This is a genomic window from Cellulosimicrobium cellulans, from assembly GCF_016921195.1.
GTDB classification, from domain to species: Bacteria; Actinomycetota; Actinomycetes; order Actinomycetales; family Cellulomonadaceae; genus Cellulosimicrobium; species Cellulosimicrobium cellulans_F.
This window is the reverse complement of the sequence record NZ_JAFGYF010000001.1, coordinates 426,577-441,115: the sequence shown is the minus strand read 5'-3', so window position 1 is coordinate 441,115 and position 14,539 is coordinate 426,577. Positions and strand designations below refer to the sequence as shown.

Annotated in this window: 17 protein-coding genes; 7 read left to right on the top strand and 10 right to left on the bottom strand. The window is 70.7% G+C overall.

The window, feature by feature from the left end:
- Positions 1–76 precede the first annotated feature (76 nt).
- Positions 77–1,045 (bottom strand): SDR family NAD(P)-dependent oxidoreductase, encoded by a 969-nt coding sequence (locus JN535_RS01910; protein ID WP_205201427.1) that lies wholly within the window; start codon positions 1,043–1,045, stop codon positions 77–79.
- A gap of 85 nt (positions 1,046–1,130) precedes the next feature.
- Between JN535_RS01910 and JN535_RS01905 the strand changes: the two genes are divergently transcribed.
- The gene (locus JN535_RS01905; protein ID WP_205202947.1) at positions 1,131–1,673 is read left to right on the top strand and encodes a TetR/AcrR family transcriptional regulator; all 543 of its coding nucleotides are present in this window, start codon (positions 1,131–1,133) and stop codon (positions 1,671–1,673) included.
- A 644-nt stretch (positions 1,674–2,317) separates the two neighbouring features.
- Here JN535_RS01905 and JN535_RS01900 read toward each other — a convergent pair.
- The 4 genes from JN535_RS01900 to JN535_RS01885 form a co-directional block, all read right to left on the bottom strand.
- Positions 2,318–2,794, bottom strand: a complete 477-nt coding sequence (locus JN535_RS01900; RefSeq protein WP_205201425.1) for a GNAT family N-acetyltransferase — start codon at positions 2,792–2,794, stop codon at positions 2,318–2,320.
- 498 nt (positions 2,795–3,292) lie between these two features.
- The gene (locus JN535_RS01895) at positions 3,293–3,772 is read right to left on the bottom strand and encodes a hypothetical protein (RefSeq protein ID WP_205201423.1); all 480 of its coding nucleotides are present in this window, start codon (positions 3,770–3,772) and stop codon (positions 3,293–3,295) included.
- Between the two features lie 377 nt (positions 3,773–4,149).
- Entirely contained in the window at positions 4,150–4,350 is a 201-nt protein-coding gene (locus JN535_RS21400) for an RNA polymerase sigma factor (RefSeq protein WP_205201421.1), read from the bottom strand.
- Between the two features lie 335 nt (positions 4,351–4,685).
- Positions 4,686–4,841, bottom strand: coding sequence for a hypothetical protein (locus JN535_RS01885; protein ID WP_205201419.1), 156 nt, complete (start codon positions 4,839–4,841; stop codon positions 4,686–4,688).
- 214 nt (positions 4,842–5,055) lie between these two features.
- Here JN535_RS01885 and JN535_RS01880 point away from each other — a divergent pair, with 214 nt between their 5' ends.
- Positions 5,056–5,442: a hypothetical protein gene (locus tag JN535_RS01880; protein ID WP_205201417.1), complete on the top strand. Its 387-nt coding sequence runs from the start codon at positions 5,056–5,058 to the stop codon at positions 5,440–5,442.
- 681 nt (positions 5,443–6,123) lie between these two features.
- On the top strand, positions 6,124–6,675 hold the full coding sequence (locus tag JN535_RS01875) for a hypothetical protein (RefSeq protein ID WP_205201415.1): 552 nt from the start codon (positions 6,124–6,126) through the stop codon (positions 6,673–6,675).
- Between the two features lie 164 nt (positions 6,676–6,839).
- On the opposite strand, the gene JN535_RS01870 is transcribed toward JN535_RS01875, so the two are convergent.
- Positions 6,840–7,367, bottom strand: coding sequence for a ClbS/DfsB family four-helix bundle protein (locus JN535_RS01870; RefSeq protein ID WP_205201413.1), 528 nt, complete (start codon positions 7,365–7,367; stop codon positions 6,840–6,842).
- Between the two features lie 565 nt (positions 7,368–7,932).
- On the bottom strand, positions 7,933–8,649 hold the full coding sequence (locus tag JN535_RS01865; RefSeq protein WP_205201411.1) for a helix-turn-helix transcriptional regulator: 717 nt from the start codon (positions 8,647–8,649) through the stop codon (positions 7,933–7,935).
- 265 nt (positions 8,650–8,914) lie between these two features.
- Between JN535_RS01865 and JN535_RS01860 the strand changes: the two genes are divergently transcribed.
- The 4 genes from JN535_RS01860 to JN535_RS01845 are packed head-to-tail and all read left to right on the top strand — an operon-like array spanning position 8,915 to position 12,998.
- A complete protein-coding gene (locus JN535_RS01860; protein WP_205201409.1) occupies positions 8,915–9,907 on the top strand; it encodes a M20/M25/M40 family metallo-hydrolase in 993 nt (330 codons plus the stop codon).
- Between the two features lie 27 nt (positions 9,908–9,934).
- Positions 9,935–11,254 carry an MFS transporter gene (locus tag JN535_RS01855; RefSeq protein WP_205201407.1) on the top strand — a complete coding sequence of 440 codons (1,320 nt, stop codon included), beginning with the start codon at positions 9,935–9,937 and terminating at the stop codon, positions 11,252–11,254.
- Positions 11,251–12,537: an alanine racemase gene (locus tag JN535_RS01850; RefSeq protein WP_205201405.1), complete on the top strand. Its 1,287-nt coding sequence runs from the start codon at positions 11,251–11,253 to the stop codon at positions 12,535–12,537. Before JN535_RS01855 ends, JN535_RS01850 begins: the two co-directional genes overlap by 4 nt.
- Positions 12,538–12,593: 56 nt before the next feature.
- On the top strand, positions 12,594–12,998 hold the full coding sequence (locus tag JN535_RS01845) for a RidA family protein (RefSeq protein ID WP_205201403.1): 405 nt from the start codon (positions 12,594–12,596) through the stop codon (positions 12,996–12,998).
- Positions 12,999–13,211: 213 nt separating this feature from the next.
- Here the strand turns inward: JN535_RS01845 and JN535_RS01840 are convergent, their stop codons facing one another.
- From JN535_RS01840 to JN535_RS01830, 3 genes are all read right to left on the bottom strand, one after another.
- Positions 13,212–13,679, bottom strand: a complete 468-nt coding sequence (locus tag JN535_RS01840) for a hypothetical protein (protein ID WP_205201402.1) — start codon at positions 13,677–13,679, stop codon at positions 13,212–13,214.
- A gap of 438 nt (positions 13,680–14,117) precedes the next feature.
- Complete coding sequence (gene ykgO / locus JN535_RS01835; RefSeq protein WP_047231790.1) at positions 14,118–14,240, bottom strand: type B 50S ribosomal protein L36; 123 nt, start codon at positions 14,238–14,240, stop codon at positions 14,118–14,120.
- Positions 14,237–14,533: a type B 50S ribosomal protein L31 gene (locus JN535_RS01830; protein WP_205201400.1), complete on the bottom strand. Its 297-nt coding sequence runs from the start codon at positions 14,531–14,533 to the stop codon at positions 14,237–14,239. Before JN535_RS01830 ends, ykgO begins: the two co-directional genes overlap by 4 nt.
- Positions 14,534–14,539: the final 6 nt, after the last annotated feature.

The following is a 14,539-nucleotide window of genomic DNA, read 5'->3' as shown; positions in this document are numbered from 1 at the left end:
CTGCGCCGCTGGAGTCCGCAGCACCCGCCATCAGTGGATCGCTCGTGCGGGTCGTTGCGCCTGCTGTGTGGTGACCTCACACAGGGAGGTTCACGCCCGCGAGGGCCTCGACCTGTGTCCAGACGCGCCGCGCCACCTCTGCGCCCGGAGCAGCAGTACGTGCCGGCGTGGGTACCCGCACCGGCACGCCCCGCATCCCCTCTCGAGGTGCGACGTACTCCCCACCACGGACCCCCGGATCGGTCAGCGCACGCACCCCCGGCCCCGCCGCGGCGTCCTTGCCCTGCGCCCACGGGGTGTAGGGGTTGCGCTGGTACGGCGTGGTGTCGTCGCGGATGCCCGGGCGGTGGGGTGTCTTGGCGTCCACGCCGACGCCGGGGTGCGTGACGATCGAGGCCACCGGGTGGCTGGCGGTGCGCAGTCGCCGATCGAGCTCGAACGCGATGACCTCCGTGACGGCCTTGGCCTTCGCGTACGCGACGATGCCGAGCCGCGGGACCCGGGTGGCGTCGTCGAACCGGGGCCGGAACCGTGCGACGAACCCGGTGGAGGCGTGCACGACGCGGCTCTCGTTCTCGTGGGCGACGGCGGTGGCCGTGAGCGCGGGCAGGATCCCGGCGAGCAACCGGAAGTGCCCGACCACGTGGGTGCCGAGCAGCAGCGGGAGGCCGTCCGAGGTCCGGTCGCGGGCACTCATCGACATCGCACCGCCGTTGAGGAACACCGCGTCGAGTCGCGGCAGTGCCGCGAGCTCCGCCGCCGCGTCGTCCACCGCGTGCAGGGAGCCGAGCTCCAGCACGACGGTCCGCACGTGCGCGTCCGGGGTGCGGGCGAGGATCGCCTCGCGCGCCGCCGCGAGCCGGGCGGCGGAGCGGGAGGCGAGCACGACGTCGGCGCCCGCTGCCGCCAGCTGCTCCGCCGCGAAGTACCCGATGCCTGACGTCGCGCCGGTGACGACGACGGTGCGTCCGTCCTGGCGGGGCAGCCGCGCCGGGTCCCAGGCGGAGTCGTCGGTCGCGCTGCGCGTCGTGGTGATCTCGGTCATCAGGCCCTCGTCTCAAAGTGGATTGTCCATCCGATTAGCCGTCACCATACCGGATGACCTATCCACTTCGGCTACGGTGGTGGCCATGACACCACTGCGCGCCGATGCCGCTCGCAGCCGCGAGCGCATCCTCGCCGCGGCCGCCGCCCAAGACCGCGCGGCCCTGCGACTCAATGACGTCGCTCGCGCCGCCGGCGTCGGGGTCGGGACCGTCTACCGGCACTTCCCCACCGTCGACGCCCTCGTCGAGGAGCTCACCGCTGCCACCGTTGAACGGGCGCTCGACGCTGCGCGCGCCGCCCTGGCCCTCGACGACGCCGGAGCGGCGTTCCATGGTTTCCTGGCCGCCATGCTCGACCTGCTGCTCGCCGACGAAGGGCTGCAGCAGGTGCTCCTGGCTGCGGACGGGTCGTCCTCCGTGGTTCGCGACGCCAGGGCCGAGCTGACGCGAAGCGCCGCCACGCTGCTGGACCGCGCCCAGCGGGCCGGGGCCGTCCGAACAGAACTCACCCTCGACCAGCTCATGCACCTCGCGTGCGGGTTCGAGCACACCGTCCGGCTCGGCGCCCCGGAAGACCGCGGCACCATCACCGCCGTCTTCCGGGCGGGTCTACGGCCAGATCGATGAACCGTTCTCCCGTCGGGTCGTGGCGGCCCATGCGCGGTTCGAGGCTCAGGCTCGCCGAGCTACCTGCTCAGAACCTCGCACGGGATGGTCGTCACCAACGATCGCTTCGAATGAGGCTCCTGTCAGGCCGTAGCGGCGGCCGCTGCGCGGCCGCAGACATCGCTCTTGTGGCACGGGGTGCTCCGCCCTCCTGGCTCTCCTGCTCACCCGCCGGTTCCTCGCCGTCCGGCGAGCGACCACGCTCTGGCCTCTCATGTCTCGCCGGCCTCTCGCGCCGCCTGCACTCGGCGCGCTGCCGGACGTCAAGCCGCTCGACGCCTTACCGTCCGACCGGCGCAGTGACCGCCACCGTGGTCCCGGCGAGCCGCTCGGGCGCTCGTCGGCACTCTGGTCGCTGAGGGCAGGTGACGCGGGCCGCTCTGGCCGACAAGGCAGAGTGCGCCGCGCCCGCGGGCGGGCGGGCGGGCGGGCGGATCGAGCGTCGCCGACGATCGCGTCGACGAGCGGGCTGGCGGGTGTGGACAGGTGAGGGCCCACGGGGGGCGCCACGGGTGGTGCGCTCGACGTCAACCTCGCAGGCACCTCCCGCTCAGTCGACGCCGGACCAGCGGTGCGCGGCTGCCTCGAGCCGCACGGTGGCCTGCCTAGTACCTTTTGCCCGCATGCGCTTGACGGATGAACTCGTGCATATCGTCTTGTCTCGCGCTGTCGCCGACCCTCTTCTGGATCCACCCGGATGCGTGGAAGAACTCGACCGCCGCCGGGTTCTCGACGTCGACGAAAGCACGCCATTCGAGTGTCGGAGGGTGACCGTCCCAGCGGAGCGCGGCATCGAGCGCCGTCCTCCCGAGCCCCTGGCGGCGCCGATCCGGGTCGACGGCCAGCGCCGTGACGACGTGTGCCGCATCGCGCTCTTCGGTCGCCCATGCGCAGCCGACGACGGCCACCGGCTCTCGCTCGATCGTCACGACGAGTTCGACCCCGTCTGTCTCCACGAGCACGTGCTCGAGCCACTCCTGGTCGAGCGGGCCCAGCTGCTCGTTCAGCACCGGATCCTCATACCAGCGTGAGAGCCAGTCCCAGTCCTCGATCGCGAACCGACGGACTCTGATTGCGTCCACCCTCCACCTCCTTGCGCGTGTGCACGTGCGCGGCATCGCCCGCCTCGTCATGAGGACGGCCTTCGGCTACCCCCCGGGACCGCGCCCGCCATCTTCACCGGATCCTCGCCCTGAGGCCTACCCGGCATGGCACGGTCCACGCGGCGCGAGCGTGAGCCGGGGCTGGTCAGGGGTTCAGGCATTCGGAGATGTGGGCCTCGATCGCCGTTCCGCTCGGTCTCGGGTCACCGGACTGTCATGCGGCGAGCAGGTGGCGGTGTTGCTCGACCACGGTCTGCGGGTCGTCGTGCTGCGGTGCGCCCCGGACGACGTAGACCCGGACCCGGGCCTGGATGAGACGCCAGATCTGCAGGGACTGGGTGTGGCTCGCCGCGGCGGAACGCGACCTCGACTGAGCGATCCTCGAGGATGAGCAGCGCCGCTCCCGGAGTACGGGCGACACCGGTGGTCACCGGCCCCTGCGTGGAACCGTAATGAGCAGGAGGGCTGAACCCTCGGTTACACCGTCTCATGCTCAGGAACGGCGACGATCGTCGTCCCCGAGGCGTCGCAGTCGATCACCGTCAGGATCGCCTCGTCTGTCGTGAACTCGCCGAAAGTGAAGAACGTGGTCGAGTCGTACGGGTAGTTGAACGCTGACTGCGCTACGTCCTGGACCTCGATGGCGGGGTCGGCTTCGATGACGCACTCCGACGCATCCACCTCGTCGTACCCGTCACGGTTCACGAGCAGTAGGTAGGTGGTGGCCGCTTCCAGCTGCAGGTCGGCCGGCACGCCCTGCGACCTCGAGACGATCAAAGTGGCATCAGCGAGCTGCTCCACCTCGCGCAGGTCTTCCTCGGGGATGTGCTCGCGCCACGAGTCGGGACCCAGCGGTCCAGGGCCGCAGCCCGTGATGGTCAGAAGAGCCCCCGCGACAAGAGCGGCAACCGACGAAGTCCGCTTCCGGTTGCGATTCCTGTGGTTGACAACGATCACCGTTCCTCCGATTCTCACGACGTCGCGTAGCGGAACGCCTCCGCAACGGCGGCGATGGTCGCCGCGCCACCCAGCCAGCCTCCGGGGTCGGTCATTGCCGACACAATCCCCAGCACCACTGGGGCGTCCAAGGCGCCAGCACCAGGGCGAGCACCGCCGACGGAAACCGAACGGGCCCGCAAGCTGCGTTGCGCGGAGCGAACGGGCTGCGAACATCCCACACCCACGCGCCAGCCACGGCCCGGTAGGTGGCCGCGCTCATCCTATCTACCAGGGGAAACACGGTTTGCGGGACGGCTTGCGCAAGACACGCGTGCTCGTCTCCCACGCTGGCTGGTGCGAGAAGGAGCACATCATGGGGTGGTGATCCCCGCTTCTCACGCCACGGCGTGCGGATGCCGATGCGTCTGCCGGAGCTGTGTTTCGAGCGCGACTCGGGCTCTGGCGTAGTGGGTGCGCGCGGTCGAGGCGCGGATCCCTGCGACCTCGGCAGCCTGCGCGAGCGTGAAGCCGTCCCAGTGCACGAGGCGTACGAGTTCGCGCTGGCGTGCCGGGAGCTGCACGACGGCGGCGCGCACAGCGTCTACCTCCTCGTCCACAGGCGCGGGGGAGGGCTTGTCCGCAAGACGTCGCACAGCCGCTCGATCAAGGCGTCCGCCCGGGCTTGGGATCTGCGGTGATTGGCCGCAGAGTGCCGGGCCACTCCGAAGAGCCACATCCGTGCCCCCTGCGGGTCCGTCGGCAGGTCCACGCGGCGTCGCCACGCGGTAGCGAAAAACGGTGCTCAGGACATCGGGCGCGTCTTGGGCGTCCATGCGCCGCACGAGATACGCGAGCAGGTCCGCCGCGTTGGCACGCAAGGCCTCCTCCGCGACATGGTCCCGATCGCCACCTGACGCGGAGGCACGGCGTGTCACGGCAGATCACCCACACCGCACTGCGCGGTCTCGACGAGGATCGCGGAGCCCGAGGCGTTCAGCCTTACCTGCGCAAGGACCTCCTCGACGGCGTCCTTGATGCTCGTGAAGCCGCCCTCCAGCGTCGTGCCGCCTGCCCCGTCGGACGTCACGGTGGTGTCGTCGGACGGCGCGACCTCGGCGATGACGTCGCTCCAGTCGTGCGCGCCGACGAGGATCGGTCGTGTGACGCGGCGACCGGGCCTGCGGGGCGCTCACCGCTCAGCCCGTACCGTGGCCCGCGTGCAGCCGAGAGACGATCGCGGCGAGCGGGTGAAGTCGACGCTCGCCGTGGCCGCGAGAGCGGTTCCCTAGAACACTGGAACCATGGGACTGACCTGGGCGCAAGCACCGAACGGCGAGTACGAAGCACGCGCGCACGAGGGCATCTATCGCATCGTGGCGCGCGGCAGCGAATGGTGCTTGGACAAGCCCCACCCCGTCCGAGGCCGGATCGGGGGATTCAGCACGCCCGCAGAAGCCATGGCGTGGGGCGAGGACCTACACCTGGCAGCAACAGGCCCGGCAGTGCGTACCGCCCAACCGACGTGGCCGACCGTCGACGAGTTCGCACGGGTCGTCGACGTCCAGCCCACGGTCTTGCGGTCCTGGATCGCCATGCACGTGGGCGGGTCGACCAGCCCTCGACGCCGTCTCGACCCGGCAACGCAGAAGCGGATCCTGAGGTTCCATCAGGACAATGTCGTTCGCTAGAACCTCCTGGGTCGGGTGTCAGAGGCGCTCTGCGTCGCCTGGGACGCGCGTACGCCCATCCTTGAGGTGACCCCGGACCCACGAGGCACCACCTTCAGGGGCGGAGGGAGCGACAACTCTGACGGGCTAGGCAAGATCGGCAACTGAGCTGGCGGTGGCGAGGAGCAGAGTGCGCTTGGCGTGGGCCCGGCCGGTTGGAACGTGCGAGAAGAGTGCGACGTCGAGGAGGCAAGGCGGCGGCGACCAGGGCGCCCGATGATGCCGGTCACCCTCGCACGGGTGTGGCATCCCCGTCCGAGGCGGTGCAGCGATATCGTCGACGAGGCTGTCGGACCATGCCGGGAGTCACGAGCGTCGGGTGGGACGGGTGGGGCCCGCGATCGGACTTGTGAGAGCGGGGCGTTGCGCCCGACCTGGATCCCGGTCGCCGTGACCACCAGATCACGACGGAGGAAGCTGACCTGCATCACGAGGGCGAAGCCGGTGAGGGCCGCGACGATGAGGAAGGGCACTGACGACCCGCTTCCCGGGTAGATTCACGCGGGTGACGGCAGGACGAGCACCGTGCGCAGCAGCCGGCGAGGGCCTCGGGCGGGGCCAGGCATGCTGAGGGCACGGCTGAAACGCGGACGGCGCGCGTGGGCCGAGGCACACGGATGGTCCTTCGCCGAGAAGTCCTCAGTGCCACCCGACGTGATGACCGGGAGCCCTCCGCGTCCAGAGACGGTCGAGGTCACTCACGAGATGCGGGGCCGCTTCGGCACGCGAGAGGCGTTCGTGCACGATCGCGCGCCGTTCGTCGGTGGCACCCAGGTGTCGCAGTTCTTCCGGAGCGTGAGTGGAGTGCGGGTCGCCGTGCCACTGCCGCGCGCCTATGCGTACTTCCCTGGCGGAGATCTCGTCAGCGGGTTCAGAGACCTCAAGCTACGGGCATACCTGACCCCGCACGTCTCGGGCTTCGAGCACTACCGCGACGTCCATCGCACCCGCTCGCACATCTGGTGCCAGCCCGGTGGCGGCCAGCATCTGATGCACGCACTGCACGCCGTGCTCGAAGCACCACTGCCCGCCGCCCCTGGCACCGCGGGAAGGCACCGCCGGATCATGTTCGCGACCGGTGAAGGATGGGTCCTGGCATGCGATCCGCTCGCCCTGGACGTCGAGGCGGACGTCCAACGCCTGGCCATGGCCGCCGCGATCGCACGACGGGCGGAATCGACGTACGCGCACTGACGCAGACGCGCGGCGCGCGGGGGGTCGACGAGCTCGTCGCTCCCGGCCGCAGCGCACGGCCCCGGCGAAGTGGTCGCCGTCGTGGCACCACTCCCGTCGTCCGGTTCACGCGCCCGTGGGCGTGCAGGGTGCGATGTCTTCTCGAGGCGCGCACCGCTCGAGTGTCACGTCGGGCTGGTCGGGCCGTCGGGGAACGTGCGCAACCATGCGCGCAGACGGCGTCGGGCGTTGGCGTACGCGGAGGAGGTGTTGAGCTGGATCATCCGGCCAGCGGTGTGCTTGCCGTACCACGGCGCCCCGTACAGCTCCTCGTCGCTCGCATCGGACACGAGGGCGACGATCTCGGCTCGCGCGACGTCGAGCCTGGCGAGCAGCGCAGGCCACGGCACGTCGGCGCAGTCCGCGTAGAACCTCTCGGCCAACGACCCCAGCTGGTTCCACCGGTAGCCCGGAGACGGAAGCTCGGGCTCCTCTCCCCTGGCGCGCTGCGCGTGCCAGGACACGACGAGCTCGTTCCACCCCACCAGGTAGGCCACGAGATCTGCCGGGCTCATCACGGCCCCTGCTCGATGCGCGGGCATGGACGTCTCCCGCACGCGGTCGGGCGGCACCCGCTCCAGGTCACGCACCAGCGCGTCGTACTCGCTCCCGATCGCGCTCAACAACTCCGGCTTGCTCCGCGGCACAGGCATCGATGCTCCACTCGTGGACGGCGGGGAACCCCAGCGCCCACAGTCTGCACTTCCTGGCCGTACGCGGGGAGAGCGTGAACATCTTCGCCGCGGACGAAGACGTCCGTGGCAGGCGTCGACGTGCCGGGACCGTCGTGCCAGCTCGTGCTGATCGACCGCATCCCGTTTCCCACCAGTCTCGACGAACAACCGCGCGAGACCACCCGCGCGGGACGTTGCGGCGCAACCAGTACCGCACGGTAGGCGAGCTGCAGGTCAGGGCTGGTCGAGGGCTGAGGCCTCGTGGGTGTGCGCGAGGTGGGCGTGGTCGTCGGACTCGCCAGCAGGAAGCGGCCCGAAGATCACAGGGTGCTGCCACCCTGAGCGTCCGCGGGCCGTCGTGGAGGGCGGCGACACCCACCGTCCACGCGCGCACACGCACACCAGTGCGCAGCTCGGCGCGACGCAGGGTTGGCACGCGCCACCTAGAGCGGATCGACAGCGCTCGCCATCAGCTGGGGAAGTGCCTGAGCTCGCGCCCCCGTGACGCCGTCCGGCGCGCCGTCGCCGGCGGCAGTACCGCAGCTCAGCGACCGTTGCGGATCTCGTCCAGGTAGCCATAGGCCGTCACCACGGAGATGCCCAGGCGCTTCGCCGTGCGCGGGATCGAGCGCTTGACGTGGAAGGCCCCGCGCTCGTCGAGATAGCGGAACACCTCGATGCGCTGCTGCTTGCCCAGCAGAGGCACCGGCGCGCCGACGTGCGCCACCGCGCGCTCGATCATCTCATCGAGGACGGACTCGATGTCGGCGCCGATGACCTCCTTCGCCTCGTGCGCGGGCACGCTCTCGCGCGGGGGCATGACGGTGTCGAGCGCTCCTTGGATCGCCTGGAACGGCGTGAGGTCGATGTTGACGCACAGTGCCGCGACGACCGTCCCGTCACGGTCGCGGAAGTACGTCGAGGAGCACCGCAGGTCCCTGCCGTCGGCGGTACGGCCGGAGTAGCCGTACTCGTCGTGGTCCGCGGGCTCGGACTGCAGCATGGTCAGGCCCAGGTTCGTGGACGGGCCGCCCACCGAGCGTCCGGTGACCGCACCGTTCTCGATCGCGAGGATGGTCCGGTCCATCTGTCGGCTGCGCAGGTCGTGCAGCACGACCTCGCAGTGCGGGCCCACCGCGGCGGCCATCGCGCGCATCACGGGGCGCAGCACCGCGACGAGCTCGTCCACCCCGAACCCCTCGGGAAGCGGCGCCGGTGACGTGGCGGCGTCGCTCATCGCCCCGGCTCGGTGAGGACTCATGCTTGACAGGCTACCAGTGCAGAATTTACGTTAACAGCACATAATTTCTTTGTAGTGCCTCACGCCGACAAGCCCGCAACGATGCGCGTGACGCTCGTCGATGTCGCAGGGCACTCGGACGACGACAACCTGGAGAGTCATGACCGACCCCGCTGAGATCCTGAGGCAGCTGATAGCCGTCCCGTCGGTGAATCCCCGAGAGCGGCCGGAGGCCGCCGAGACACCTCTCGCCGAACACGTGGCCCGCTGGGCGCAGGAGCGCGGGATGGTCGCCGAGCTGACGCCCGTGCGTGACGGGCGCTGCAACGTCACCGTGACGCTGCCCGGCGACTCCGAGGAGATCGTGCTCCTGGAGAGCCATCTCGACACGGTCGAGGTGGACGGCATGGCGGTCGACCCGTTCGAGATGACCGTGACCGACGGTCGCGCCTACGGTCGGGGGACCTGCGACGCCAAGGGCCAGCTGGCGGTCTTCATGGCCGCGATGGAGCGTGTCGCCGCCCGAGGCCGCCCGTCGCGCACCGTCGTCCTGGCCGGTGTGGTCGACGAGGAGCACCTCTACGTCGGCGTCCAGGCGCTGCGCGCACGGCTCCCGCGGCCTCCGGTCGTCGCGATCGTCGGCGAACCCACGTCGTTGCGGCTCGTGGTCGCGCACAAGGGCTGCATGCGGTGCCGCATCACCGCGCACGGGGATGCCGGTCACAGTTCGGCACCGTGGGGCCGGCGCAACTCGATCGCCCTGGCCGGCGAGGTCGTGGCGTACCTGCAGTCCGCGTCGTACCAGGACGCTCTCGCCGCGCGAGAGCAGCCCCTGGTCGGTCCTCCGTCCCTGGCCGTGACCCTCATCGAGGGTGGCACGGCCCCGAACGTGCTCCCGGAGTCATGCACCATCACGATCGACCGCCGCACGGTCCCCGGCGAGGACCCGCACGAGGTCTGGCGCGAGATCGCGCAGGACCTGGAGGCCCGGTGGCCCGGCGTCGTCGAGGTCGCCGAGCCGCACATCGTCGACTACGCGCTCGGCGCGGCGACCAGCAGCGAGCTGGACGCGCTGGCGGGCGTGCTGGGCCGTCATGGCCTACCCACGGAGCCGGTCGGCGTCGGTCACGGCAGCGACGCCTCCAAGCTCGCGCTCGACGGCATCCCGTGCGCCGTCTTCGGTGCCGGCAGCATCGCCCAGGCCCACACGGCCGACGAGCACGTGCCCCTCGCCGAGCTCCAGACCGCCTGCGCGGTCATCACCGACTTCATCCGCTGACGCGGCGGACCCGGCCAAGGAATCGACATGACGACATCCACCCTCACTGCCACAGGCCGCCGGACGCGCGCTCGGTTCCGCGTCCTCGCCAGCAACTTCACCGTCCTCGCCCTGAACTACGCGGACCGCGCGGCCTTCGGTGTCGCCGCGCCGTTCATCATGGCGGAGTTCGGTTTCAGCACGGCGACGTTCGGCTGGCTCGCCGCCGCCTTCGCCTTCACGTACTCGCCGTTCGGCTTCATCGGCGGCTGGCTCGCCGACAGGATCGGCCCGCGCAAGACGATGGCGTGGGCCATCGCGGCCTGGTCCACGTTCGTCGCGCTGACCGCCGTGGGTTTCAGCTTCCTGAGCTTCCTCGTCATCCGTCTGCTGTTCGGTGCCGGAGAAGGCCCTCAGGCGACGGTGACCGCGAAGCTCATGCACAACTGGTTCCCCGCCAAGGAGCGAGGCATGGCGGTCGGCGTGGCGAACGCCGCCACCCCGCTCGGTGGCGCCGTGGGCACGCCTCTCGTCGTGGCGATCATGGCTGCGACCAACGACAACTGGCGCCTGCCGTTCATCATCTTCGGCGCCCTCGGCATCCTGGCCACGGTCGGCTGGCTGGTCGCCGTGCGCGACACGCCTGAGGACGACCCTCGTGCCTCGGCGGCCGAGGTGGCACACATCCGCGACGGCGAGGGACCGGCGGGCGGAGCGGACGCCGCGACGACCGCCCCCTGGTGGACCTACCTGCGACTGCCCGCCGTGTGGTCGACCGCTGTCGCCTACTTCGGCTACGCCTGGATCCTGTGGACGTTCCTCAACTGGTTCCCCACCTACCTCGTCCAGGAACGCGGCATCGACCTCACCACGCTCTCCATCGGCGGCTCGCTGCCGTGGATCGGCGGCTGCGTCGGCATGATCGTCGGCGGTGTCGTCACCGACCGCATCGCGGCCCGGACGGGGCGCTCCTACCCGGCCCGCCGCTGGACCATCGTCGTGTGCCTGGCAGCCACCGCGATCCTGTTCGCCTTCGTCGGCACGGTCACCTCGACGGCGGGCGCGATCGGGCTCATGGCCGTCGTGATCCTCCTGCTCTACTTCACCGGAGCGCAGTACTGGCTGGTCATCGGTGAGGCCGTGCCCGGCCAGGCGTACGGATCGGTCTCCGGCGCCGTCCAGATGTTCGCCACGACCGCGTCGATCATCGCACCGGTCCTCACCGGCTACCTCGTCGACTCCTCGCTCGGGTGGACCGGCACCTTCGCGCTCGGCGGCGCCGTCGCCGTGCTCGGCGCGGCCCTGCTCGCGGCCTTCGGCCGCCTGCGCACCGCCACGGCCGCCGTCCCGAGCGGAGCGGCCGCATGACTGCCCGGCCCGCCGTGACCGCGCTGGCCGACACGGTGCTCGGCCCCGAGCACAAGTCCGTGCCGCCCGACGCGTGGGGGCTGACGGCAGGCGAGCTCCTGGCCGCCCGACCGCGCTTGTCCCGGTTCCAGACGCCGATCTTCACCCTCGACCGCGGCGCGCTGGAGCACAACCTCGACGAGATGAGCGCCTGGTGCGCCGCTCGTGGCCTCGAGCTGGCCCCGCACGGCAAGACCACGATGTCGCCGCAGCTCTGGCAGATGCAGGTCGAGCGAGGAGCGTCGGGCATCTCCGTCGCGACCGCGTGGCAGGCCCAGGTCGCTCGCCGGTACGGGTTCGACCGCATCCTGCTCGCCAACGAGCTCACCGACCCGGTCGGACTGCGCTGGCTCTCGGCCGAGCTGCGCCGCGACCCGGCGCTGAGGTTCTCGTGCTGGGCGGACGACGTCGCGCAGGTCGAGCTCATGACCCGGGTCTTCGACGAGGGCCACGCCGACCGCCCCCTCGACGTGCTGGTCGAGCTGGGCGTGCGCGGCGGGCGCTCGGGGACACGGACGGTCGAGGCGGCGACGCGTGTCGCGACGGCGATCGCTGCGGCACCAGGGCTGCGTCTTGCCGGCGTGGCGGGCTACGAAGGCGCCGCCTCGAGCGACCGCAGCGCGGACGGCCTCGCCACGGTGCAGCGGTATCTTGACGAGATCGTGGCGCTGCACCGCACCCTCGACGAGCGCGGCCTCTACGACGGACGGGCGATCGTCACCGCGGGCGGCAGCGGCTTCTTCGAGCTCGTCGCCGAGGCGTTCGCCCCCCTCGTCGGTGCCGTCGGGCTCACGGGCACCCGCACGAGCGTCGTCCTGCGCTCCGGCGCCTACCTGTCCCACGACGCCGGCCACTACGCCCGCGTCTCGCCTTTCGCTCAGCCCGGCTCTCCCGAGACCTTCCGGGCGGCGATGCACGTGTGGACGCGGGTGCTCTCGCGTCCCGAACCCGGGCTGCACATCACGGACGCCGGCCGGCGCGACGTCCCCTTCGACATCGACATGCCGGTGCCCGAGCGCGTCGCCGGGCACCCCGAGATCGACGTGTCGGACAGCCGGGTGCGAACTCTCAACGACCAGCACGCCTTCGTGGACGGCGCCGTCGAGCTGCCCGTCGGGTCCGTCGTGCGGCTAGGGCTGTCGCACCCGTGCACCGCCTTCGACAAGTGGCGGCTCGTGCCCGTGGTCGACGACGCGGACGCGGCCGATCCACAGGTGGTCGACCTGGTCCACCTGTTCTTCTAGGTCACCGGCGACGCCCAGCATCGACCGGCACACCACCACCCACGAATCGAGGATCGATGATCGAGAAGTCCGCCATCAGCACCGACGCGGCTCCTGCGGCGGCGCACGCGTTCTCCCAGGGAGTGCGGAAGGGCAACGTCCTGCAGGTCTCCGGGCAGGGAGCCGTCGACCCGGCCACCAGGGAGTACGTCGGCGCGGGTGACGTACGCGCCCAGACGTTGCGCACGCTCGAGAACGTCCGAGCAGTGGTCGAGGCGGGCGGCGGCTCCATGGACGACGTCGTGATGCTCCGCGTGTACCTGCGCAGCCGAGACGACTTCCCGGCGATGAACGAGGTCTACGCGCGGTTCGTCGAAGAGCACGTGCCCAGCGGTGCGCTGCCCGCACGCACAACCGTGTTCGTCGAGCTGCCCCACGAGGTCATGCTCGTCGAGATCGACGCTCTCGCCGTCCTCGGCTGACGATCCCGCAGCACGACGCGGACGGTTTCCGCTGGGCTCACGCCGGCCCCGCTGACAGCACGGGGTCGGCGTGAGCCGTCCGCGCCGCGTGCCTTCCTGCACCGAGCTCAACCGTGTCACCCATGCCGGGGGCGTCATGACAGCGGGGCGGTCACGGGCATGGGGCAGTTCTCTCCCGACGAACATGCCATGGTCTATGGCAACACTGCCCTCTCAGATGACGAGCGTGATGATGCCAGCGGTCAGCAGCGCCGCGAACAGCGCGTTGAACACACCGGTGACGGTCCCGCAGATCGCAACTACGCGGCGATCGAGGCCGGCGGCGGTCATGACGAGCGCCGCCGTGACGACAGAGAACAGGAATCCGCTGATGAGCATCGCGACCGGGGTGCCCCACCGCTCGACTCGGCGCATCGTCTTTCGCCCTCGATCCGTCTTCGCGCGCCGGTCGTCCACCGCACCGCCGAGCGAGACCGCGAGGACGGTGGCCACCGCTGTCCCTGTCGCCCCCGCGACGAAGGCCAACGGCCACGGGATGCCGACCAGCACCCCGATGGTCGCCCCGACGTCTCCCTCGAGAAACGGGACGAGCCCGAGCGCGAAGGGGGCGAGGAACTGAACGATGGTCGGCAAGCCGTCGACGACGGTCCAGAGGTTCTCGACAATGTCCATCGAGAGCATCCTCGCCACGGTCGAGAGGCGCTCCGGGTACATCGCATCAGCGACTTCGTATGACATGTGTCATGCCAGCGTCCCCATGCGCCCGGCACAGCTACACCCGGCAAACCCGGCGCGCCACGGTTCGCGCGGGTGCCCCGCAAGGCCCGCTCAGTAGCCCCGGCCGGGACAGCCGACACTGCGGGAAGGACGAGGGAGGCAAGGAGGGCGAGGACGCCGAGGACGGCGGTCGGGACGCGGCTCCGGGACACGACGGGCACGGGATTACCTCTCCAGGCCGTCCGGACGACGGCGCGTGACACGCGACCGCCCGGTCGGGCGCCGCGGTCCGGACTCTACAGAATGAATATCATTCTCATCAAGTACGACGAAGGGAGGGCCCATGGACGGGCCCTCCCTGTGTCGGTCCTGCTGGCGGCGGCACGCTGCCGCCGGTGGCGCTCAGCCCTGACGGGCCTTCCAGCGCGGGTTGGCCTTGTTGATGACGAAGGTCTTGCCGTGGCGGCGCACGACCTTCGCTCCGGGCTTGTCCTTGAGCGAGCGGAGCGAGGCGCGGACCTTCATCGCGCACCACCGCCCTGCCCGCCGCGGGCGCCGTAGCGCTGGCGGAACTTCTCGACCCGGCCCGCGGTGTCCACGACGCGCTGCGTGCCCGTGTAGAACGGGTGGCTCGCGCTCGAGATCTCGACGTCGACGACGGGGTAGACGTTGCCGTCCGTCCACGTCACGGTCTCGCGCGGGACGCCCGGGCCCTGCGGGTGGTCGCCCGCGAGGGTCGAGCGGGTGAGGAACGCGAAGTCGGCGGACTTGTCGCGGTAGACGACGGGCCCGTAGACGGGGTGAATGTCCTTCTTCATGGTGGT